The organism is Kitasatospora sp. NPDC054768, assembly GCF_053612025.1.
This window is the reverse complement of record NZ_JBSHBN010000006.1, coordinates 30,789-52,157: the sequence shown is the minus strand read 5'-3', so window position 1 is coordinate 52,157 and position 21,369 is coordinate 30,789. Positions and strand designations below refer to the sequence as shown.

General features: G+C 74.0%; 17 protein-coding genes and 1 pseudogene. 12 read left to right on the top strand and 6 right to left on the bottom strand.

Features of this window, described 5'->3' with window-relative positions; all coding sequences use genetic code 11:
- Window positions 1–6: 6 nt before the first annotated feature.
- The 12 genes and pseudogenes from ACWGKU_RS02985 to ACWGKU_RS02930 all read left to right on the top strand — a co-directional run.
- Window positions 7–591 (top strand): hypothetical protein, encoded by a 585-nt coding sequence (locus ACWGKU_RS02985; RefSeq protein WP_401051372.1) that lies wholly within the window; start codon window positions 7–9, stop codon window positions 589–591.
- Between the two features lie 5 nt (window positions 592–596).
- Window positions 597–1,229, top strand: a complete 633-nt coding sequence (locus ACWGKU_RS02980) for a hypothetical protein (protein ID WP_380541228.1) — start codon at window positions 597–599, stop codon at window positions 1,227–1,229.
- Window positions 1,229–1,588 (top strand): hypothetical protein, encoded by a 360-nt coding sequence (locus ACWGKU_RS02975; protein WP_452177745.1) that lies wholly within the window; start codon window positions 1,229–1,231, stop codon window positions 1,586–1,588. The genes ACWGKU_RS02980 and ACWGKU_RS02975 overlap by 1 nt, the downstream gene beginning before the upstream one ends.
- Window positions 1,581–2,738 carry a hypothetical protein gene (locus ACWGKU_RS02970; RefSeq protein ID WP_452177744.1) on the top strand — a complete coding sequence of 386 codons (1,158 nt, stop codon included), beginning with the start codon at window positions 1,581–1,583 and terminating at the stop codon, window positions 2,736–2,738. The genes ACWGKU_RS02975 and ACWGKU_RS02970 overlap by 8 nt, the downstream gene beginning before the upstream one ends.
- A gap of 22 nt (window positions 2,739–2,760) precedes the next feature.
- A complete protein-coding gene (locus tag ACWGKU_RS02965) occupies window positions 2,761–3,270 on the top strand; it encodes a phage baseplate assembly protein V (RefSeq protein WP_401051365.1) in 510 nt (169 codons plus the stop codon).
- 14 nt (window positions 3,271–3,284) lie between these two features.
- Entirely contained in the window at window positions 3,285–3,617 is a 333-nt protein-coding gene (locus tag ACWGKU_RS02960; protein WP_359900772.1) for a hypothetical protein, read from the top strand.
- Entirely contained in the window at window positions 3,614–4,054 is a 441-nt protein-coding gene (locus ACWGKU_RS02955) for a GPW/gp25 family protein (RefSeq protein ID WP_401051361.1), read from the top strand. Before ACWGKU_RS02960 ends, ACWGKU_RS02955 begins: the two co-directional genes overlap by 4 nt.
- On the top strand, window positions 4,051–7,260 hold the full coding sequence (locus ACWGKU_RS02950) for a putative baseplate assembly protein (protein ID WP_452177743.1): 3,210 nt from the start codon (window positions 4,051–4,053) through the stop codon (window positions 7,258–7,260). The genes ACWGKU_RS02955 and ACWGKU_RS02950 overlap by 4 nt, the downstream gene beginning before the upstream one ends.
- The gene (locus ACWGKU_RS02945; protein ID WP_452177742.1) at window positions 7,257–11,036 is read left to right on the top strand and encodes a putative baseplate assembly protein; all 3,780 of its coding nucleotides are present in this window, start codon (window positions 7,257–7,259) and stop codon (window positions 11,034–11,036) included. The genes ACWGKU_RS02950 and ACWGKU_RS02945 overlap by 4 nt, the downstream gene beginning before the upstream one ends.
- 64 nt (window positions 11,037–11,100) lie before the next feature.
- The gene (locus ACWGKU_RS02940) at window positions 11,101–13,320 is read left to right on the top strand and encodes a hypothetical protein (RefSeq protein ID WP_452177741.1); all 2,220 of its coding nucleotides are present in this window, start codon (window positions 11,101–11,103) and stop codon (window positions 13,318–13,320) included.
- Between the two features lie 29 nt (window positions 13,321–13,349).
- Window positions 13,350–14,765: a DUF6519 domain-containing protein gene (locus ACWGKU_RS02935; protein ID WP_452177740.1), complete on the top strand. Its 1,416-nt coding sequence runs from the start codon at window positions 13,350–13,352 to the stop codon at window positions 14,763–14,765.
- A gap of 107 nt (window positions 14,766–14,872) precedes the next feature.
- Window positions 14,873–15,018: pseudogene (locus ACWGKU_RS02930) on the top strand (NAD(P)-dependent oxidoreductase); the annotation flags it as partial.
- Window positions 15,019–16,084: 1,066 nt separating this feature from the next.
- On the opposite strand, the gene ACWGKU_RS02925 reads toward ACWGKU_RS02930, so the two are convergent.
- Genes ACWGKU_RS02925 through ACWGKU_RS02900 form a run of 6 tightly spaced genes read right to left on the bottom strand, consistent with a single transcriptional unit; the run spans window position 16,085 to window position 21,337 of the window.
- Complete coding sequence (locus tag ACWGKU_RS02925) at window positions 16,085–16,969, bottom strand: SMP-30/gluconolactonase/LRE family protein (protein WP_401048125.1); 885 nt, start codon at window positions 16,967–16,969, stop codon at window positions 16,085–16,087.
- Window positions 16,970–16,987: 18 nt separating this feature from the next.
- Window positions 16,988–17,953, bottom strand: coding sequence for a sugar kinase (locus ACWGKU_RS02920; protein ID WP_401048123.1), 966 nt, complete (start codon window positions 17,951–17,953; stop codon window positions 16,988–16,990).
- Window positions 17,950–18,576, bottom strand: a complete 627-nt coding sequence (locus ACWGKU_RS02915) for a bifunctional 4-hydroxy-2-oxoglutarate aldolase/2-dehydro-3-deoxy-phosphogluconate aldolase (protein WP_452177739.1) — start codon at window positions 18,574–18,576, stop codon at window positions 17,950–17,952. Before ACWGKU_RS02915 ends, ACWGKU_RS02920 begins: the two co-directional genes overlap by 4 nt.
- Window positions 18,577–18,591: 15 nt before the next feature.
- Window positions 18,592–19,485 (bottom strand): hypothetical protein, encoded by an 894-nt coding sequence (locus tag ACWGKU_RS02910; protein ID WP_452177738.1) that lies wholly within the window; start codon window positions 19,483–19,485, stop codon window positions 18,592–18,594.
- Entirely contained in the window at window positions 19,479–20,624 is a 1,146-nt protein-coding gene (dgoD, locus tag ACWGKU_RS02905; RefSeq protein WP_401048117.1) for a galactonate dehydratase, read from the bottom strand. The genes ACWGKU_RS02910 and dgoD overlap by 7 nt, the downstream gene beginning before the upstream one ends.
- A complete protein-coding gene (locus tag ACWGKU_RS02900) occupies window positions 20,621–21,337 on the bottom strand; it encodes a FadR/GntR family transcriptional regulator (protein WP_401048114.1) in 717 nt (238 codons plus the stop codon). Before ACWGKU_RS02900 ends, dgoD begins: the two co-directional genes overlap by 4 nt.
- Window positions 21,338–21,369: the final 32 nt, after the last annotated feature.

Genomic DNA, 21,369 nt, shown 5'->3' with positions numbered 1-21,369 from the left:
CGACCGATGACCGAGATTTTCGACCGAAGCCGACGGCTGGTCCTGCGGGACGACGCCGACGAATCTGCCGTGGAGGAACTGGCCGCGCTGATCGGCTGGCCGCGGCGCATCGACATTCCCGCGGACCCCGAGGAATGGACGCCCCGCCAGATCTCCTGGTACGTCGGCCCGGCCATCGTCCTCACCTACTGCGAGGATCTCCTCTCCGGTTTCTTCTATGTGATGATCACCGGTTCGGACGAGAAGGTCATCCGGAGCACGGTGGAACTCGCGGAGTCCACGCTGAACACCTGGCGGCTCCCCGAACTCGTCCGGAGTGCCGACCCCGAGGCGGATCCGGACACCTACGCGGCGGAGGTCCTGCGTCTGGGGCTGGGAGCACCGGTGGAATTCGACGAGGAATTCTTCCGGAGCGTCCGCCGCGCTCTGCGGAGCGATCAGCCGGAGGTCCGGAAGAACGCGGTGTGGGCGATCACGTACGAGCCGTGGCCCGCCTACGCGCCGCTGTTGGAGGAACTGCTGGACGAAGAGCAGGACGAGGAGGTGGCCGACATCGCCCGGTCCGTGCTTGAGGAGATGGCAGCGACGTGACGTACATGGACGCCCCCAAGCCCATCAGGGCCGGGCTGGTCATCGTCGATCCGCAGCGGGGGACGCCGCAGCGGATCGTCGTGCTGCAGTTCAACCCCGACAGCCTGGAGCGGTCGCTCGCCCCGCAGGTGGCAGGAGCCGACGGGAGCGGGGACCGGACGGAGGCGTTGCGGCTGAAGGGTCCAGCCGTGGAGACGTGGAAGTTCACGGCGGAGCTGGACGCCACCGACCAGCTGGAGGTGCCGGCGCCGAACGGGATCCATCCGCAGTTGGCCACCTTGGAGTTGCTGGTGCAGCCGGCCAGTGCGCAGCTGCGGAGCAATCAGGCGCTGGCCGCGCTCGGGACGCTGGAGATCACCCCGATCGAGGCCCCGCTGACCCTCTTCACCTGGGGTGGGAAGCGGATCCTGCCGGTGCGGCTGACCGAACTGACCATCACCGAGGAGGCGTTCGACATCGAGCTGAATCCGATCAGGGCCGCCGTCGCGATCGGCCTGCGCGTCCTGACCGTCAGTGATCTGCCGACCGGGCACCGCGGGGCGGAGCTGTACCTCGCACACCTGGCGCAGAAGGAGCGGCTGGTCGGCACGGCGGCCGGTGGCCGGCTGGGCGCGCTCGGCCTCGGAGGGGGGTTCTGATGACCGTCAACGACCCGCCGAACGCGCTGCCCGCGCCCTCGCCGTACCCGCTGACCAGCCGGTACCACGGCATCCCGGTCGTCTTGCACACCGAGCCGAACGGGCGGCACGTCCCTTTCCTCAAGCGGCGGTTGTTGCCCAGTGCGGACGGCCTGACCCCGCTCGCCGAGCACACCGTCAGCGCCGGCGACCGCCCCGACCTGCTGGCCTACCGCTACCTCGGCAGCGCCGACCGGTGGTGGCGGATCGCCGACGCCAATCCGGTCCTCGATCCGCGGGAGCTGACCGCGACCCCGGGCCGGCGGATCACCATCGCGCTACCCGGCGCGGTGCCCGGGCCGGGGGTGGGGAATGGCTGACGCCTCGGCCGTCACGGGGGGCGGGCCGATCGGGTCGATCCACCTGAGCCTGCTGATGGGCCCGCAGCTCCCGGTGCCGGTGCCGCAGCCGGTGACCGACGCGCTGCTGTCGGCGCAGGTCACGGTGGCCTCCGGGCAGCGCAGCGGGTTCCAGCTGGCCTTCGACCTGTCGAAGCACGGTCTGATCAACACCGCGCTGCTGCCGGGCGGCTTCTTCGACCCGAAGGTCAGGGTCGTGCTGATGGTGACCGTCACGGGCACCCCGACCGTGCTGATGGACGGTGTGATCATCCGCCAGGAGGTCGGCATCAGCAACCAGCCCGGCCAGTCCACGCTCACCGTCACCGGCGAGGACCTGACGGTGCTGATGGACCTGGAGGAGCAGGCCGGCGTGCCGTTCCCCGCGATGTCCCCGGCGGCCCGGGTGGCCGCGATCATCGCCAAGTACGGGCAGTACGGCATCGTGCCGCTGGTCATCCCCGAGCTGGTGCCGCAGACGCCGATGCCGACCCGGCGGATCGACTTCCAGAAGGGCACCGACCTCGGGTACGTCAACGAGCTGGCGAAGGCCAACGGTTACGTGTTCTACCTCGACCCCGGCCCGGCCCCCGGGATGAGCCGCGGCTACTGGGGCCCGGAGATCCGGCTCGGTGTGCCGCAGCACGCGCTGAACGTGAACATGGACGCGCTGTCGAACGTCGACCAGCTCACCTTCGCCTTCGACGGGACCGCCCGCGAGGAGCCGGAGGCCCGCGTCCAGTTCCCGGCGACCAAGGTGTCCGCCGTCCTGCCGGTGCCGGAGGTCAGCATCCTGCGTCCGCCGCTCGCGCTCAGGCCCGCGCCGGCGCTGAAGAAGAAGGTCATCGCCGACACCGCCAAGAAGGACAGCTCCCAGGCCGTCGCCGAGACCATCGCCAAGGCGATGCAGTCGGCGGACGCCGTCTCGGGCTCCGGCCAGCTCGACGTCGTCCGGTACGGCCACGTGCTGCGGCCGCGCGAGCTGGTCGGCGTCCGCGGCGCCGGACTCACCTACGACGGCCTGTACTTCGTCAAGAGCGTCACCCACAACCTCAAGCGCGGCTCGTACACCCAGAACTTCACACTGACCCGCGAGGGCCTGATCGCCCTCCAGCCGACCGTCGTCCCCTGACGCTGCAGCAGGAGTTGCCCACATGGCCGAACCGACCCGCTACCTCGGCAAGTTCCGGGGGACGGTGGTGAACAACGTCGACCCGCTCGGGATCGGCCGCATCCAGGCCCAGGTGCCCGACGTGCTGGGCGAGGTCGCGTCGACCTGGGCGATGCCCTGCTTCCCGGTGGCCGGCCCGGGAATGGGGCACTACGCCGTCCCGCCGGTGGGGGCGGGCGTGTGGATGGAGTTCGAGCAGGGCGACCAGAGCTATCCGATCTGGACGGGCTGCTGGTACGGCTCCGCCTCCGAGGTGCCGGTGGAGGCGACGACCGGCCCGCCGGGCGTGCCGAACCAGGTGCTGGAGACCACCGGGCGGCGGGCGATCGTGCTGTCCGACGACCCGACCACGGGGATCACCCTCCACACACCGAGCGGGGCCTCGATCGTGATCAACGACTCGGGCATCCGGATCAGCAACGGCCAGGGCGCCTCGATCTCGCTCGTCGGCGCCACCGTTTCCATCAACCAGGACGCCCTGAGCGTGACCTGACGGGGGAGAGACTCGTGCCCGGAAATCTGCTGCACGTCAATGCGACGGTGACCTGCCCGCACGGCGCCCAGGCGACGGCCCTGCCCGCCCAGGCCCGGGTGCTGGTCGCCGGCCAGGCCGTCACCAGCACGGCCGACCTGTACACCGTGACCGGCTGCCCGTTCACCGTGGCCGGCAAGCCCCAGCCCTGCGTCACGATCCGCTGGGTGGTGCCGTCCGCCCGGATCCGGGTGAACGGCTCCCCCGCGCTGCCGCAGTCCGCCGTCGGGCTGTGCCAGAGCGCCGAGCAGGTCCCTCAGGGGCCGCCGGTCGTGACCGTCGTCCAGCAGCGGGCGGTGGGGGTATGAGCACCCCGACGAGCACCGCACAGTTCGACGGGCCCGGCGCCCAGCCGACGGCTCCGCTGCCCGGCCCGGCCCGGACGGACATCGCGTTCCCGTTCCGGATCGACAGCCGCGGGCGCACCGCCGAGGCGGCGTACGACGACCACGTGCGCGACCTGATCGAGCAGTTGCTGTTCACCAGCCCGGGCGAGCGGGTCATGCACCCGGACTTCGGCTGCGGGCTGCTCGACCTGGTCTTCGCGCCGAACAGCCCGGAGCTGGCGGCCACCCTGCAACTGTCCGTCCAGGCGGCGCTGCAGCGGTGGCTCGGCGACGTCATCGAGGTCGCCGCGCTCGACGTGGAGAGCGAGGACAACGTGGTGCGGGTCGAGCTGGCGTACGTCGTGCGCCGGACCGGTACCCAGCGGCAGGACGTCTTCGAGGGCGGGGTGGCGGCATGACCGGGCGATCCGAACGTCCGACGGCACGGTGCGGGACGGAACTGCGGCGCGCCGACGTGCGCGCGGCGCACCTGCTGGGCGTGGACGGCGCCGAGCTGGAGGACGACGGGCGCACGCTGAGCGTGACCTTCCTCGGCCGGGCGCCGCAGGAGCTGGGCCCGGAGAACATCCGCGTCGACGGCGGCCGGCGGATCACCGGCCTGCGCGTCGTCGCGGTCGACATCGAGCGCGCGGACGACCCGGAGCTGGACGACCGGATGCACGTCACCCTCGACCGCACCGGCGACACCTCCCGCTACCGACTGACCGTGGTCGAGGCGGACGCCTACGGCCGGCCGGGCCCCCGCCCGTACCCGGGCTTCGACCCGAGGTACGCGAGCACCGGGTTCTCCTTCGGCGCCGAGTGCCCCTCCCCCTACGACTGCCGCACCGAGGAGGACTGCCCGCCCGCCGTCCGACCGGCCCCGGTCATCGACTACACCGCCCGCGACTACGAGAGCCTGCGGCGGCTCGTGCTGGACCGGATGAGCCTGACCACCCCCGGCTGGACCGAGCGGCACCTGCCCGACCTCGGCGTCACCCTGGTCGAGCTGCTCGCCTACACCGCCGACCAGCTCTCCTACCAGCAGGACGCGGTGGCCACCGAGGCGTACCTCGACACGGCCCGGCGCCGGGTGTCGGTGCGCCGGCACGTCCGGCTGATCGACTACGCCGTGCACGACGGCTGCAACGCCCGGGCGTTCGTCACCCTGGCGACGGACCGCCCGCTCGCCCTCCACCCCGGCACCTTCCGCTTCGCCGCCGTCGACGTCAGCCGGCTCGGCCCGCAGGAACGCCCGGAACTGTCCACGGTGATCCCCGACGAGCAGGTGGACGCGCTCACCCGGACCGCGGCGGTCGAGGTGTTCGAGCCGCTCGGCGGAACGGACCTGGTGCTGCACCCCGCGCACAACACCATCCGGTTCTGGACCTGGGGCGACCAGGACTGCGTCCTGCCGACGGGCGCGACCTCCGCCACCCTGCGCGACGACTGGCACGAGGCCGACCGGCCGGAGGACCGCACCCGGCACCTGGCGCTGCGCCCCGGCGACCTGCTGATCGTCGAGGAGGTGCTCGGCCCGCGCACCGGCGCCGCCGCCGACGCCGACCCCGCGCACCGCCAGGCCGTCCGGCTCACCTCGGTCACCCACCTGGTCGACGAGCTGTACGAGCAGCCCGTGGTCGAGGTCGAGTGGGCGCCGGAGGACGCGCTCACCTTCCCGGTCTGCCTGTCCGCGCGCGGCGGGAGCGACTGCGGCCCGATCCCCGACGTGAGCGTCGCCCGCGGCAACGTCGTGCTGGTCGACCACGGCCGCTCGCTCACCTTCTGCGGCGGAGCCCCGGAGACCTTCACGGTGCCGCCGGAGCCGGTCCGGGTGGCGTCCTGCGGTCCGGGTGGGTCCGGCTGCGCGGACCGCGTCGGGGGCAGCCCCGCGGCGGAGGCGATCCACGAACTGGTCGACCGGACCAGGACCGGCCGCCAGCTCGGCCCGCGACAGGTCCGCGAGCTGTACGCGCTGCTCGGCGAGGCGGCGGTCCGGCGGGCCGGGCTGAGCATCCAGCTCGCGCCGGGCGCGAGCGCGGAGGGCGAGGACGGCCAGGGCGCCGCGGTCGAGCCGCCCACCGCCGACGCCCAGGCGGCGACGCTGGAGACGCTGCTCGACCAGACCCGCTACCCCGTCCTGCCGCAGCCCTTCCGCCCGGTGCTGCGCTACGCGCCGGTCACCCAGGCGGCCGCCTACCCGGACCGGGCACACGTCTGCGCCCGGCAGGCCGTCCTGCTCGCCGGCATCCCCGAACGGGTCCGGCAGCGGCTGGAGGAGATGTGGCACCGGGCGGACTGCGGCCACCCCCTCTCCCGTGCCGAACTCGCCGAACTGACCCTGCTGTTCGGGGCCCAGCTGGTGCAGGAGCTGCGCCTCGCGGAGCGGCCCGCCGCCGGACTGCGCGAACTGCTGGCCCGCCGCACCCGCCTGCTCGCCGCCAAGCTGCGCCGCCTCGAGGTGCTCACCGCCCGGGCCCGCGCCGGCGGGGTGCTCCGGCGGCCCGGCGTCTGGGAGGTGATCCAGAGCTGGGGCGGCCGCTACGCCTCCGGGCTCGACCCCGACTCCCCCGCGTCGGCCGGCCCGGCGTCCGGGATCGCCGTCCAGGACCCTCGTGCCGCAGTGCCGGCCGTCCGGGCCACCGCCGGGGGCCAGGAGTGGACGCCCCGCCGGGACCTGCTCTCGGACGGCCCGCGCGACCGGCACTTCGTCGGCGAGCCGGAGGACGACGGCCGCCTCGCGCTGCGCTTCGGCGACGGGCGGCACGGTCAGCCGCCCCGGCCCGGCGCGGAGTTGCGGGTCGCCTACCGGATCGGCAACGGCACGGCCGGCAACGTCGGCGCGGAGGCCATCAACCACCTGGTGGTCTGCCGGGACCAGCCGCCCCACGCGAGGGGGCGCAGTACCGTCGTACCGCCGCAGGACGCGCTGCTCCGGGTCCGCAACCCGATGCCCGCGAGCGGCGGCACCGATCCCGAACCCCTCGACCAGGTACGGCAGTCGGCCCCGCTCGCGCTGAGCCGCACCCGGCTGCGCGCCGTCACCGCCGCCGACTACGCGGAGCTGGCCGCAGCCCTGCCGGGCGTCCGGCGGGCCGCCGCCGAACTCCGCTGGACCGGCAGCGTCCAGGAGGTCCACGTCGCCGTCGAGCCGTACGGGCAGGCCACCGCCGACACCGCCCTGCTGGCGGCGGTCGGCGACGGCCTGGAGGCGTACCGCCGGATCGGCCACGACCTGGTCGTCCGCCCCGCCCTGGTGGTGCCGCTCGACCTCGAACTGCAGGTCTGCGCCGCCCCCGGTTACCAACGCGGCCACGTGCTGGCCGAGTTGCGCCGGGTGCTGGGCAGCCGCGCCCTGCCGGACGGCCGGCTCGGCTTCTTCCACCCGGACGCGCTGGGCTTCGGCGAGCCGGTCCGGGTCTCCCGGCTGGTGGCCGTCGCCGCCGCCGTGCCGGGCGTGGTCAGCGCCCGGGTCACCCGGCTGCGGCGGCAGTTCGGGCGGGACGACGGCGAGCTGGCCGACGGGCTGCTGCGGCCCGGCGCGCTGGAGATCGCCGGCTGCGACAACGACCCCGACCGGCCGGAGAACGGCCGGCTCTCGATCGTGATCGGAGGCGGCCGATGAACGGCCAGTGCACCTGCGGCTGCTCGGGCACCGCCACCGCGACCCCGGCCCCGCTGTTCAACCCGCCCGGGCTGGACGCCATCGGCTACCGGGTCGGCCGCTACGGGGAGTTCCTCGACAGCCTGCTCGCTCGGCTGTCCGGCCCCGCCTACCCGGCGCTGCGCGACCTGACCGTCCGCACCCCGGACGACCCGGCGATCGCGCTGCTGGACTCCTGGGCCGTGCTCGCCGACGTGCTCACCTTCTACTCGGAGCGGATCGCCAACGAGGGCTACCTGCGCACCGCCGTCGAGGAGGAGTCGCTCACCCTGCTCGGCCGCCTCGTCGGGCACCGGCCCCGGCCCGGCGTGGCCGCCGACACCTACCTCGCCTACACCCTCGACCACGACCCGCGGGCCGCCGAGGACCCGACCGTGGTCGTCCCGCGCGGCGCCCGCAGCCAGAGCGTCCCCGGCCCCGGCGAGGACCCGCAGTCCTTCGAGACCGCCGAGGACCTCGCCGCCCGCTCGGCCTGGAACGAGTTGGCCGTGCTGCGCCGCCGCCCGTACCAGCTGACACCCGGACAGCTGAACCCCGGCGGGCGGGCCGAGCTGTTCGCCGCCGGGACCGCCAACAACATCAAGCCCGGCGACCGGCTGCTGTTCGTCTTCAGCGCCGACAAGGCCGCCGACCCGGTCCACCGGGTGATGCGGCTGGTGCCCGAGGTGCGGCTCGACCGCGAGAACGACGTCACGGTGATCGGGCTGCCCCGGGACCTGCGCACCCTCAAGGACCTGCGCGCCGAACTGGCGGACCGGATCACCGTCTCCGAGGGCGCCCCGAATCCCAGGCCCGGGCACAGCCGGATCATCCGGGACTTCGACGACCAGGTGCTGGCCCCGCTGCGCGCCGACCTCGACCGACCGTCCGGCCCGCTGAGCACCCCGGCCGACTTCGCCGAGCGGCTCACCCCGGTGATGGCCCGGGCGGCCGAGGCCGCCGAACTGGCGCACTCCCAGCAGCCGGTGGCCGACTGGTTCGGACGCCTCGGCGAGGAGCTGTCCGGCCTGCGCGACCGCGCCCACCAGCTGGAGCCGCCGCAGGCCCCCGACAAGCCCGGGCCGAACCCTCCCGGCACCGGAGCCGCCGACCCGGCCGTCCGCGGGCTCGGCTCGGTGCTGGCGGCGCTGCGCACCGCCCCCACCCGGCCCCCGCTGAGCGCCCGGGACCTCACCCGCGACCCGCAGCGCCTGTTCGCGCCCGGCTCGGACCTCGGCGTGCAGCTGCTGTCCGCGCTCGACCCCCGGCTGCGCGACGGCCTCTACCCCGCCTGGCGGCGGGTCGACCTGACGGTGCCGCTCGCCGTGCACGAGATCCAGGCGATGCGGGTGGTCGCCACCCCGTTCGGCGCCACCGCGCCGCTCAAGCCCGTCTACGGCAACGACGGCCGGATCGACCGCTACGTGGACTGGCCGCTCGCCGGCAGCACGCTGATCGGAGTCCGGATCGGCTTCGACACCGCCGGCACCGTCCCGAGGACCGCCGACTTCACGTACGTCGAGGCCGGCAGCCTGACGCACGATGGCTTCTCGCTGCCGTGGGACCACACCTTCACCCTCGGCCCCGGACAGGTCAAGGTGGTCACCACCGAGCCGCCGGCACCGACGCCGAACCCGCACGCCGCCGCCGTGCGCGCCGCGGTGCCCGCTCCCGACCAGGAGGCCGGGGTCAGCGCCAGGTTCCTGGCCAAACTGCCCGAACGCACCGTCTTCGTGTCCCGCCCGCAGGCCGACGGGCGCATCCACGTGACGGTGGACGGCGGGCCCGGCCCCGCGCTCGACTACCAGCTCGAACCGGGCCAGGAGAAGACCGGCGAGTCCGGCGAGCTGAACGTCCGGGTCCACCGCTACACCGCCACCGACGAGTCCCCGCCCGCGGTCGAGGTGGTGTTCACCACCAAGCTGCAGCCGGTCTCCGGCACGGTCCTCACCCTCGACGCCGTCTACGACCAGATCGCGCCCGGCAGTTGGGTGGTCATCCAGCGCCCGCGCAAGGGGATCGACGGCGGCATCCCGGGCAGCCGCGACCTCGCCGAGGTCATCACCCGGGTGACCGACGTGCGCGTGATCTCCCGCGCCGACTTCGGCATCACCGGAAAGGTGACCGAACTGTCGCTGCAGCAGCCGTGGTTGGACGAGAAGGACACCCAGCTCTCGGACATCCGGGACACCACCGTCTACGCCCGCGGCGAGTCGCTGCGGCTCGCCGACGAGCCCGTCACCGAGGAGGTCCACGGCGACCGGATCGAACTCGCCCGGCTCTACGACGGGCTGACCCCCGGCCGATGGATCGCGGTCGGCGGCGAGCGGACCGACATCCCGAACACCACCGGGGTCCGGGGCACCGAACTCGCCATGATCGCCGGTGTCGGGCAGAGCGTCGACCCGCGCCTGCCCGGGGACACCGTCCGCACCGCGATCACGCTCAGTGCCCCGCTGGCCCACCGCTACCGGCGCGACACCGTCCAGGTCCTCGGCAACGTGGTCCGCGCCACCCAGGGGGCCACCCGCGACGAGGCCGTCGGCAGCGGCGACGCCGGGGTCCCCGGCCAGCGCTTCACGCTCTGGCAGTCGCCGCTCACCTGGCTGGCCGCCGACACCCCCAGGGGCGCGCGCAGCACCCTGGAGATCCGGGTCGACGGGGTGCGCTGGCACGAGGTCGACAGCCTCGCCGGGCGCGGCGCCGACGAACGGGTCTACGTCACCTCGACGGCGGCCGACGGCCGCACCACCGTCACCTTCGGCGACGGCGTGCACGGTTCGCGCCTGCCCACCGGCCGGGAGAACGTCCGCGCCCGCTACCGGATCGGCATCGGCGAGTCGGGCAACGTCGGCGCCGGACGGATCACCCAGCTCACCACCCGCCCGCTCGGCGTCTCCGCCGTCGTCAACCCGCTGCCCGCCACCGGCGGCGCCGGCCCGGACGGCCCGGGTCCGGCCAGGCGCAACATCCCGCTCGCCGTCACGGCACTCGACCGGCTGGTCTCGGTTCCCGACTACGAGGACTTCACCCGCTCCCGGGCCGGCATCGGGCGCGCCGGCGCCACCCGGCTCTCGGACGGCCGGCGGGAGCTCGTCCACGTCACGGTGGCCGGGGTGGACGACATCCCGCTCACCGCCGACTCCGACCTGATCCGCGCCCTGCACTCCTCGCTCACCGCGTACGGGGACCCGAAGCTGCCGGTCGAGGTCGCGCTGCGCGAACTCGTCCTGCTGGTCGTCGCCGTGAACGTGAAGGTCGACCCGGACCACTCCTGGGACCTGGTCGAGCCGGCGCTGCGCCGCGCCCTGCTCGACCGCCTCGGCTACGCCGGGCGCCAACTCGGCCAGAGCGCCCACCTGTCCGAGGTGCTCGCCGTCGCCCAGGCCGTCCCCGGCGTGGACCGGGTCGACGTCGACGCCTTCACCGGTGTGCCCGGCAGCCTCACCCCGGAGGGCCTGGAGCACCTGTCCGAGCAACTCGCGCAGCCGCAGCCGACCGTCCCGGCCCGGCTCGCCCGCTTCGACGAGCAGCGCTACCGGGTGCGGGACCCCGACGGGGAGACCCTCACCGACATCGCCGCCCGCAACGGCATCTCCGTCGCGGAGCTGCTGCGCCTCAACCCGGCGGTCACCGACACCCGCCCGCTGCCGGCCGGCCGCGTGGTGACGGTGTTCCGCGGCATCCGTCCGGCCCAACTCGCCCTGCTGTCACCGAATCTTCCCGACACGTTGATCCTCAAGGAGATCCGCGCATGAGTGAGCGACGGGGGTCCCCCCGGCCGGAGGCCGGGGGAGAGCGAATCGTCGAGAGGTGCGTCCGATGAGCCGCGACCCGGACGGACTGCTGGAGCTGCTGCCGCAGTGGCACCGGCTGCGCGACGCCGAGGCGGGCGAGCCGCTGCGCGCCCTGCTGGCCGTCGTCGCCGAGCAGGTCGACGTCGTGCGCAGCGGCATCGAACAGGGCTACCAGGACTGGTTCGTCGAGACCGCCGCCGACTGGGCCGTCGCCTACCTCGGCGACCTGGTCGGCTACCGGATCCTGCCCGGTTACGAGGAGGTGCTCGCCACCGGCCTGCACGGCGGGGCCTCCCCGGAACGGGTCGCGGCCCGCGACCGGCTCGCCGCCCGGCTGGCGCCGCGGCACGACGTCGCGAACACCGTCGCCTACCGCCGGCGCAAGGGCACGCTCGCCCTGCTGGAGGAGCTGTCCGCCTCTGTCGCCGACTGGCCGGCCCGGGCGGTGGAGCTCTCCCGGCTGCTCGGCGGCACCCAGCCGGTGCGACTGCTGCGCCCCGACGAGGAGGCGGCCGACCGTCGGCGGCTGAGCCGGGGCCGGCTGGTCGACGTGCGGCGCGGCGCCGAACTCGACCTGCTCGGCGGGCCCTTCGACGGGCAGGCGCACACCGCCGACGTCCGCCGGGCCGCCTCCGCCCGCCGCCAGGGCGGCTGCACGCCGGCCGGGGTCGCCCTGTACGTCTGGCGGCTGAAGCCGTACCCGGTCACCCGGGCGCCGGCCTACTGCATCGACCGGGCCAGGAACCTCTTCACCTTCTCGGTCCTCGGCAACGACGCCCAGCTGGTCACCAAACCCGAACCGGAGCCGTCGACCACCCACCTCGCGGCGCTCGACAACGTGCCGGCCCCGATCCGGCGCAGGCAGCTCGCCGAGCGCCTGGCCGACTACTACGGACCCGGCAAGAGCTTCGCCATCTGGCGCGACGGCGCCCAGGAGCCGGTCCCGCCCGCCGAGATCACGGTGGCCGACCTGAGCGACTGGACGTACCGCCCCAAGCGCGGCCAGGTCGCCGTCGACCCGTTGCTCGGCCGGATCGCCTTCGGCGCCCGCTCCGCCCCGCGCCGCGGCGTCTGGGTCGACTACCACCACGCGTTCGGCGACGACACCGGCGGCGGGGAGTACCCGCGCGACCGCCCGGAGGCCCGGCACCGGGCGCTCTACCGGGTCGGCCCCGGCGGGCCGTACGAGCGGATCAACGACGCCTACCAGCAGTGGCGCGCCGACCAGGAGGACGGCAGCGCGGGCGGTGCCGCCGTCATCGAGATCACCGACAGCGGCGCCTACCAGGAACAGCTGGACTTCGACCTGGCGGAGGACGACCGCCTCGAACTGCGCGCCGCCGAGGGCACCCGGCCGGTGATCCGGCTGCTCGACTGGTACAGCAACCGGCCGGACGCGCTCAACGTGCGGGGCGTTTGCCCGGGCGGGCGGCTGGTCCTGGACGGGCTGCTGATCACCGGTCGCGGGGTCAACGTCACCGGACCGCTGGCCTCCGTCACCCTGCGGCACTGCACCCTGGTGCCGGGCTGGTCGCTGGAGCCGCACTGCGAGCCGCACTCGCCGCAGGAGCCCAGCCTCGTGCTGGACCACACCACCGCCTGCGTGACGATCGAGCGCAGCATCCTGGGCACGATCCAGGTCGTCGGCGACGAGGTGGACACCGACCCGCTGGAGATCCACCTCGCCGACAGCATCCTGGACGCCACCGGACCCGAGCACCCGGCACTCTCCGGGCCCGACTGCGAGCACGCCCACGCGCTGCTGCACGCCCACCGCTCCACGGTGGTCGGCGAGGTGCACACCCACGCGGTGCCGATCGCCGAGGACTGCGTGTTCACCGGGCGGCTGCGGATGGCCCGCCGCTCGCTCGGCTGCCTGCGGTTCTGCTACGTCCCACCGGGCTCGCGCACCCCGCGCCGGTACGAGTGCCAACCCGACCTGGTGCGCTCGGCGGTGACCGAGCTGGTCGAGCGCGGCGAGCTGGACCCGGCGCCGGCCGCCCGGCTGCGCGAGCTGGAGGCCGAGCGGGTCCGCCCGCTGTTCACCAGCCTCCGCTACGGCACGCCCGGCTACGGGCAGTTGGCCGCCGGGTGCGCCCCGGAGATCACCCGCGGCGCCGAGGACCGCTCCGAACTCGGCGCCTTCCACGACCTGTTCCAGCCCCAGCGCGAGGACAACCTGCGGGCGCGGCTGACCGAGTACACCCCGGCCGGCACCGACGCCGGGATCTTCTTCGTCTCCTGACCCGCCCTGATGACTCCGAAAGGGAAACCGTGCACGCAGACTTCTCGCGCCTGACCTTCCGGCCCGGCAAGCACTACTCCGCGGTGCTGACCCAGCAGGGCCGGGTCCAGCTCGACGCCGACGCCAACGAGCAGGCAGCGATCGAGCGGTACCAGCTGCGCACGCTCGCCGCCGACCTGATCGGCCGCCGCGGCGGACCGGCCGGGGCGGCCGGATTCGCGATCGGCTACGTGCCGGGCAACCACGACGTGGACGACCTCACCATCGGCGGCGGCCGCTACTACGTGGACGGCATCCTGTGCGAGGCCGACCGGCCCGAGCCCGGCATCGCGGTGCCCGACGACGGCGGCCAGGGCAACGGCGGCGACGCCCGGGAGGCGCCCGCCGGCTGGACGTACTGGGACCAGCCGGACGCCTACCGGGACCAGGAGCGCGACGGCGACCGGCTGCCCGGCGAGTTCCCGTTCCTGGTCTACCTGAAGGTCTGGGAGCGCAGCGTCACCGCCGTCGAGGACCCGGAGATCCGCGAGGTGGCGCTCGGTGCGGCGATGCCCGACACGGCGGCCCGGGCCAAGCTCGTCTGGCAGGTACTCGCCCTTCCCGCCTCGGAGTTGAGCGTTCCGGACGGCGGGGCGTCCCGGGTGCGGGAGGCCTTCGACACGTGGGCCGACGCGCACGAGCGGCCGGGCGGGCTGCTGGCCGCGCGCGCCCGGCGGCCGGAGCGGGTGAGCGAGGACCCGTGCCTGGCCCACCCCGAGGCCGGCTACCGGGGTCCGGAGAACCAGCTGTACCGGGTGGAGGTCCACCACGGCGGCTCGGCGGAGGGCTGCGCCACGTTCAAGTGGTCCCGGGAGAACGGCTCGGTCGTCCTGCCGATCGCCTCGATCGAGGGCGTCTGGGTCGACCTCACCACGCTGGGCGACGACGACAAACTCAGCCTCTCGGTCGGCGACTGGGTCGAGGTCGCGGACAGCGCGTACGTCAGCCGGGGCGAGGCGGCGAACCTGCTCCAGGTGGAGGAGACCGACCTGCCGGGGCGCCGGGTGCGACTGTCCGCCGAACCGGTGCCGGAGGTCGGGCGGGCGGCCGGGCGTCACCCGTTCCTGCGCCGCTGGGACCACCGGGCGCCCCGCGGCCGGGACGCCCTGCCGCTGGCCGGCGGCGCCCGGCAGCTCCAGGAGGGCGCCTGGCTCGACCTGGAGGACGGCGTCCAGGTGTACTTCCGACCGGGCGGCGAGTACACCCGGGGGGACTACTGGCTCATCCCCGCGCGAACCGCCACCGGCTCGGTGGAGTGGCCGCAGAACGCGGCCGGCGAGGCGCTGCTCCGGGAACCGGCCGGGGTCCGGGTGCACCATGCCCCTCTCGCCTGGGTGAAGGGCCCGACCACGGTCGTCGACCTCCGACAGACCTTCGCCCCGCTGACCGCCCCCACCCCGCAGTAGGGCGTGCAACCCGGTGGGAGCGGGTGCGGGGCGGTCGCCCGCTCCCCGGCTCCCGGCCCGGCACACGGACCGGCCGGGAGGGGTAGGGGCGCCGCCCCCGGCCTGTCGCCGCCGCACCGGCCCGAATGAAGGACGGCACCATCCTCATCAACTCCAGTCGCGGCGCGGCCTCGTCGACAGCACCGCCCTGGTCGAGACCCTGCGCGCCGGACGCCTTTCCGGCGTCGGCCTCGACGTCTACAAAGAACCCGCACCGCCGTCAGCCGGATCATCGACGCCACCGGCCGCACCAACGAAAACACCCTCATCCCCAGGGCCTGACCCCGCGAGGGCCCGGACCTCGGAGCGTGGACTCGGACGACTGACCGGCCGGCCCCGGCCACAGGGCCCCGGTCTCGAAGACCGAAACACCGAAACGGATCGGAAACCTGCCTCTCTCCGAGAACCACTTGACCCCCAGTCGCTCGGTGAGACTCATCGCTGCACGTCAGACGGTAGACAGCCCGCGCTGTTCGTTCACCGAAGGGCTCCTCAGAGGAGGTGGTGACCGACGCGTGGTCCCCGACAAGTCCCCACCGATACCCCTTCCGCTGCGCCCCTCAGCCACGCTTGGTGGGCAACCGCATACAGAGCAGTGGAACTCGGAATACCCATCCACAGGTCGTACTCACCGAACTCGCTGTGATGGTGTCGCCGATCGCTGAAAATTCAGAGATCGTTGACAGACGGTCCAACTGTGCGCGGATCCCCTGCGCTGCCCCGAGTGGCGTACGATCCCTCGACTCACTCGCCTTCCAGTTCCCCGCCCTCGCCGCCGAATACTTAGTCGGGTAGCCGGGCCACGTTGCCGTGACCCGGCTACCCGACTAAGCCGCACGTTCGGGGCGCGTACCAGGGGCGTACGCGAGCACTGCTGATTCGCCGGCGTCAGGTTGCGGCTTCGTGGTCGCCCTGGGCCGTGGCTGCGGCCCACTGGGCGACGCAGGCCTTCGTGACGTGGTACGGGCTTTGCCCCATGTTGTAGACACTCGCTTGTTATGCGACCAAGTCCAGGTTAATGACGCTCGTGGCGTGTTGCCGTTCATAGTCGACCGGGCTGCGGTAGCCGAGGGCGGAGTGACGCCGCCCTCGGTTGCACCAGGCCATGCAGGCGAAGGCCGCCATGCGGGCTTGCAACCTGATCAGCCGGCGTGAGCCGTAGAACGGTTCGCGCTTCAACGTGGCGATGAACGACCGAGGTCGGGCCAGTGCGGACGCTGTCCGAGGTCGAGCGGTGCGACGCCGATGCCGAGGGGCCCCGTCCTGCCGGTCGGGTGCGGCTACTCCTGCCGGTAGGCGCGGGCGGGCGGGGCGGCTGCGGCGACCGGTGCGCGGAGCACGGATCCGTCCGGGCCGGCCGGGTGGTCGAGGCCGTGGCGGGCGGTGGTGATCAGCAGGTGGCCGCCGGTCGGGGTGAGGCAGACGGAGGTGGGCTGGCGGGCGGGGAGGCGCAGGGTCGTCAGGTGGGTGCCGTCGGGGTGGTAGCGGTGGACGGCGCCGTGTCCCCAGATCGCCACCCAGAGGCAGCCGTCGGTGTCCACGGTCATCCCGTCGGGGGAGCCGCCGTCCGCCGTGCGGGTGAACTCCGCGTGGTCGGTCGGGTTGCCGTCGGGGTCGAGGGCGTAGCGGTGGATGACGCCCGCCGCGCTGTCGGCGACGTAGAGGAGGTTGCCCGTGCTGTTGAAGGCGGGGCCGTTGACGATCGTCATGCCGTCGAGGACGCGGTGCACGGAGCCGTCGTGGTCGGTGCGGTAGAGCGATCCGGCGCCGGGGGTGCCGTCGTAGGGCATGCTGCCGGCCCAGAAGCGGCCGTGCGGGTCGCAGACGCCGTCGTTCATCCTGGTGGGGACGGGGGAGCCGTCCTCGGGGCGGGCGAGCCAGTCCGGACTGCCGTCGGGGCCGAGCAGGGCGATGCCCGTGCCGGCGGCGGCGATCCAGTGTCCGGGGCGGCCGCCGACCGGCGCGACGGCGCCGAGCGGGACGTCGAGGCGGGCGATCTCGCGCGGGGTTCGCGGCCCTGTGAGGCCGGGGACTTCGAGGAGGCGGCCGGCGAGGATGTCGACGTAGACGAGCCGTCCGTCGATCCAGCGGGCGCCTTCGGCGAGTTCGTGGTCGCCGGCGGCCCAGACGTCGACCTGGCCGGGCAGGTGGCTTGAGAAGGACATCGGAACTCTCCGGGAGGGCTAGCGCAGGGTGGTGCCGGCGGGCTGGTCGAGGAGCGGGAGGTCGCGTCGGGTGGGCAGGCCCTCCCAGTCGCCGCGTGAGGTGACGGCGAAGGCGCCGGTGGTGGTGGCCCGGTGGAGACGGCCTTCGACGTCGAGTCCGTCGAGCAGGCCGGAGAGGTAGCCCGCGACGAAGGCGTCGCCGGCGCCGACCACGTCGACGACGGGCACCCGGCGCGCGGGCGTGCTGACGGTGCCCTGGGCGGTGGTGGCGCTCGCGCCGTCGCCGCCGCGGGTGACCACCACCTCGCCGCGGCCCTGGGCGAGCAGTGCGGCGATCGCGTCGTCCTCGGGCAGGGACGGGTCTTCGCCGACCAGGTGCAGTTCGTCGGCGGAGGCGACCAGCACGTCGGCGAGCCGGGCCAGTGGCAGCAGGGCGCCGCGGGCCTCGGTCGGTGACCACAGGCGGGCCCGGTAGTTGACGTCGAGGCAGACGGTGATGCCGAGTTCACCGGCCCTGATGGCCGCCGCGTGGACGGCTTCGGCGGCCCCGGGGCTCAGGGCGGGGGTGATCCCGGTCAGGTGGAGGATGCGGACCTGCGGGTTGAGGGCGGGCAGGACGTCCTCGGTCCGGAGGGCAGAGCCGGCCGAGCCGGCACGGTAGTAGGTGACGCTGACCAGGTCGGCGATGCGGTCCTCGCGGGCCAGCAGGCCGGTGGGGCGGCCGTCGGTGTCAAGCCGGGCGTGGCTGAGGTCGACCTGTTCCGCGCGCAGCGTGCGCAGGACGAGTGCGCCGAACTCGTCGTCGCCGACGCGGCCGACCCAGCCGGTGCGGTGTCCGAGTCTGGCCAGGCCGATGGCGACGTTGGCCTCCGCGCCCGCGATGGAGAGCTGCATCGGCGCGCCGAGCCTGACCGGGCCGGTGGCCCGTAGGGCGGCCATGGTCTCGCCGACGGTGACGACTTCGAGCGGGGGCGAGCCGGTCATGCCGCGATCTCCTCGGTCAGGGCGGTGCGCCAGTCGGCGGCGCGCGCACGGAGGGCGTTCAGGTCCCCGCCGCCGGCGGCGTCGCCGATCAGCGGTGATCCGACGCCCACGGCGACCGCGCCGACGGCGAGGTAGGCGAGCGCCGAGGCGGCGTCGATGCCGCCGACGGGGACGAACGGCACGCCGGGGAAGGGGGCGCGCAGGGCCTTCAGGTAGCCGGGGCCGCCCAGGGTGGCGGGGAACAGCTTGACGGCGAGGGCCCCGTACTCGTTCGCGGCGATCACCTCGCTGGGTGTCAGTGCGCCTATCAGTAGCGGGAGTTCGGGGACGGGGTGGCGGCGCAGGTCGTCGCCGAGGCCGGGAGTGACGAGGAAGCTCGCGCCGGCGTCGGCGGCGCGGGCGGCGTCCGCAGCGGTCAACACGGTGCCGGCGCCGAGTGTGGCGTGCGGGCCGAGTTCGCGGCGGGCCTGCTCGATCACCCAGAGTGCGTCGGGGGTGGTCAGCGACACCTCGGCGGCGGTGATGCCTTCTTCGGCGAGGACGAGCACGGTGCGCAGTGCCGCGTCGCGGTCGGTGCCGCGCACGATGGCCAGGGTCCGGTACGGCAGTTCGGTCAGGTGCATGGCAACCCTTGTCGGTCAGTCGGTGCGGGTGCTGGTCGCGGTGATGTCGAGGTGCCAGCGCAGTACCCCGCTGGGCGGTACCTGTGCGGCGTCTCCCGGCCCGGCCTCGGCGAGGTCGAAGACGGAGCCGAGCATCGGCTCGACCCCGATGCTGCGGTAGGGGGCCGACGCGGGGAAGCCGCGCAGGTTGCGCCAGAGGGCGACGGAGACCGGGACCTCGGCGTCGGCGTCGGCGTCGGCGTGCAGGGAGAAGGTGAGCGTGTCGGGGCCGTCGGTGACCGTCACGCTCGCGCAGTCGGTGAGGATCGCGCCGACCGCGGTGCCGTCGTCGGGGCCGAGCCGGTCCAGGCGCAGGCCGTGCGGCGCCGGCCACGGTCCGGTGAGGTGGTGGGCGCCGTCCGGCCAGGGCCGGGCCAGCAGTTCGGCCGCCTCGGGGAAGAGCCGGGTCGGCGTGGCGTCGGGTGCGGCCAGCCGGGCGTCCGGGGTGACGTCGAGCAGGGCGTGGGCTGCCCACAGGAACCGGTAGCCCGGGTCGGCGTGCAGCTCGTAGTCGATGCGCAGCGCCACCGGTCCGCTGTCGATGCGTCGACTCAGGACGAAGTCGGGGCAGTGCAGGGTGTCCGCGTCGCCGTCGCGTTGCCAGGGCCGGGACCAGGCGTCGCCGTGGTCGGGGGTGCCGCGCACGGTCGGGACGCACTCCTCCAGGCCGCCGGCGTCGACGAAGGCGTCCCCGGGGCGGACGGTGGCGCGGGCCGGGTCGGGGCGGTGCCAGAGCCACTCGCGTTCGCCGGCTCGCAGCGAGGTCCACCGGCCGCCGTGGGCCAGGTCGGTGCGGACGGTGACGGGCAGGTCGGTGCGGACGGTGACGGGCAGGTCGGTGCGGACGGTGACGGGCAGGTCGGTCACCATTCCGCGAAGGACCCGTCCGTGTGGTGCCAGACGGGGTTGCGCCAGCGGTGTCCGGTCTCGGCGGCGCGGCGCACGGCGGCCTCGTCGATCTCGATGCCCAGACCGGGGCCGGTGGGCCGGGCGGCGTGGCCGTCGGTGAAGCGGAACGGCTCGGGGTCCAGCAGGTAGTCCAGCAGGTCGTTGCCTTGGTTGTAGTGGATCCCGAGGCTCTGTTCCTGGATCAGGAAGTTCGGTATGGAGAAAGCGAGTTGGAGACTGGCGGCGAGGGCGATCGGGCCGAGCGGGCAGTGCGGGGCCATCGTGACGTCGTGGACCTCGGCCAGGGCCGCGATGCGCCGGACCTCGGAGATGCCGCCGGCGTGCGACGGGTCGGGCTGGGCGACGGCGATGCCGGTGGCGAGCACGTCGCGGAAGTCCGAGCGGGAGTAGAGCCGTTCGCCCACGGCCAGGGGAACGGACGTCGAGTCCACCAGGCGGCGCAGGTCGCGGGAGTGTTCGGGGAGGACGGGCTCCTCGACGAACAGTGGGTGCAGGGGCTCCAGCAGGGGCAGCACCCGCCGGGACATGGCGGTGGACATCCGGCCGTGGAAGTCGATCGCCACGTCGCGCTCGTCGCCGAGGACCTCGCGCACGGCGGCCACCCGGTCGATGACGGCCCGGGTCTGGGCGGGGGTGTCGATGGGGCGCAGCTGCGCGGAGCCGTTCATCTTGACGGCGGTGAAGCCGGCGTCGACCTGGGCCTGGGCGAGTTCGGCGACATGGGCCGGGCTGTCGCCGCCGATCCAGGCGTACACCCGCACCCGGTCGCGGACGTGGCCGCCGAGCAGTTGGTGGACGGGGACGCCGTGGGTCTTGCCGGCGATGTCCCACAGGGCCTGGTCGATGCCGGCGACCGCGCTGGAGAGCACCGGGCCGCCGCGGTAGAAGCCGCCCTTGGTGAGGGTCTGCCAATGGTGCTCGATGCGCAGCGGGTCCTGGCCGACCAGGTAGTCGGCGAGTTCGTGGACGGCGGCCCGGACGGTCTCGGCGCGGCCTTCGACGACGGGTTCGCCCCAGCCGGTGATCCCCTCGTCGGTGGCGATGCGCAGGAACAGCCAGCGCGGAGCGACGAGGAATGTCTCCAGTGATGTGATCTTCATCCGGTCTCTCCCCGGTCGGCGTCGACGGTCAGCTGGTGGAGGTCGGCGGCTGCCTGGGCGAGCAGTTCCTCGACGGCGCGGGCGGCGGCCTCGGGCTCCCGGGCGCGGACGGCGTCCAGGACGGCCCGGTGGGCGGGGACGGCGTCGGCACTGTGGTCGGCGCCGTGCACGAGGTGGTCGCGCACCCGCAGACCGGCCTCGATCACGACCTCCATGCGGGTGAGGAGTTCGTTGTGGGCGGCGGCCAGCAGTGCGCGGTGGAAGGCGAGGTCGGCCTCGACCGCGGCGTGGGCGTCGCTGCCCGCGGCGGCCATCCGGTCGAGGGCGTCCTCCAGTGCGGCGAGGTCGGCGTCGTCGCGGCGTTCGGCGGCCAGCCGTGCCCCGGCCGGTTCGACGATGCCGCGGACCTCGCCGAGGTTGTCGAGGAAGGCCGCGTCGGGGATGCCCCGGCCCTGCCAGCGCAGCAGGTCGCTGTCCAGCAGGTTCCAGTCGGAGCGCGGTCGCACGAAGGTGCCGCGCTTCTGTCGGGAGTCGATCAGTCCCTTGGACGCCAGGACCCGTAGCGCCTCACGCACGACGGTCTTGCTGACGCCGAGTTCCTGCTCGATCCGGTCGGGGTGGAGCGAGTCGCCCGGGGCGTACGTGCCGCGGACGATCTGCTCGCCGATGACCTCGACGGCTTGCCTGTGCAGGCCTCGTACCGGGGTGTTCACGGCGGCCCCCTTCCGTTGTTCCGCGCGGGCCG

Excerpts from the sequence above, each read along its gene's own strand:
- ACWGKU_RS02985 (WP_401051372.1), top strand. The coding sequence starts at position 7 with ATGACCGAGATTTTCGACCGAAGCCGACGGCTGGTCCTGCGGGACGAC.
- ACWGKU_RS02980 (WP_380541228.1), top strand. The coding sequence starts at position 597 with ATGGACGCCCCCAAGCCCATCAGGGCCGGGCTGGTCATCGTCGATCCG.
- ACWGKU_RS02975 (WP_452177745.1), top strand. The coding sequence starts at position 1,229 with ATGACCGTCAACGACCCGCCGAACGCGCTGCCCGCGCCCTCGCCGTAC.
- ACWGKU_RS02970 (WP_452177744.1), top strand. The coding sequence starts at position 1,581 with ATGGCTGACGCCTCGGCCGTCACGGGGGGCGGGCCGATCGGGTCGATC.
- ACWGKU_RS02965 (WP_401051365.1), top strand. The coding sequence starts at position 2,761 with ATGGCCGAACCGACCCGCTACCTCGGCAAGTTCCGGGGGACGGTGGTG.
- ACWGKU_RS02955 (WP_401051361.1), top strand. The coding sequence starts at position 3,614 with ATGAGCACCCCGACGAGCACCGCACAGTTCGACGGGCCCGGCGCCCAG.
- ACWGKU_RS02950 (WP_452177743.1), top strand. The coding sequence starts at position 4,051 with ATGACCGGGCGATCCGAACGTCCGACGGCACGGTGCGGGACGGAACTG.
- ACWGKU_RS02945 (WP_452177742.1), top strand. The coding sequence starts at position 7,257 with ATGAACGGCCAGTGCACCTGCGGCTGCTCGGGCACCGCCACCGCGACC.
- ACWGKU_RS02940 (WP_452177741.1), top strand. The coding sequence starts at position 11,101 with ATGAGCCGCGACCCGGACGGACTGCTGGAGCTGCTGCCGCAGTGGCAC.
- ACWGKU_RS02925 (WP_401048125.1), bottom strand. The coding sequence starts at position 16,969 with ATGTCCTTCTCAAGCCACCTGCCCGGCCAGGTCGACGTCTGGGCCGCC.
- ACWGKU_RS02920 (WP_401048123.1), bottom strand. The coding sequence starts at position 17,953 with ATGACCGGCTCGCCCCCGCTCGAAGTCGTCACCGTCGGCGAGACCATG.
- ACWGKU_RS02915 (WP_452177739.1), bottom strand. The coding sequence starts at position 18,576 with ATGCACCTGACCGAACTGCCGTACCGGACCCTGGCCATCGTGCGCGGC.
- ACWGKU_RS02910 (WP_452177738.1), bottom strand. The coding sequence starts at position 19,485 with ATGGTGACCGACCTGCCCGTCACCGTCCGCACCGACCTGCCCGTCACC.
- dgoD (WP_401048117.1), bottom strand. The coding sequence starts at position 20,624 with ATGAAGATCACATCACTGGAGACATTCCTCGTCGCTCCGCGCTGGCTG.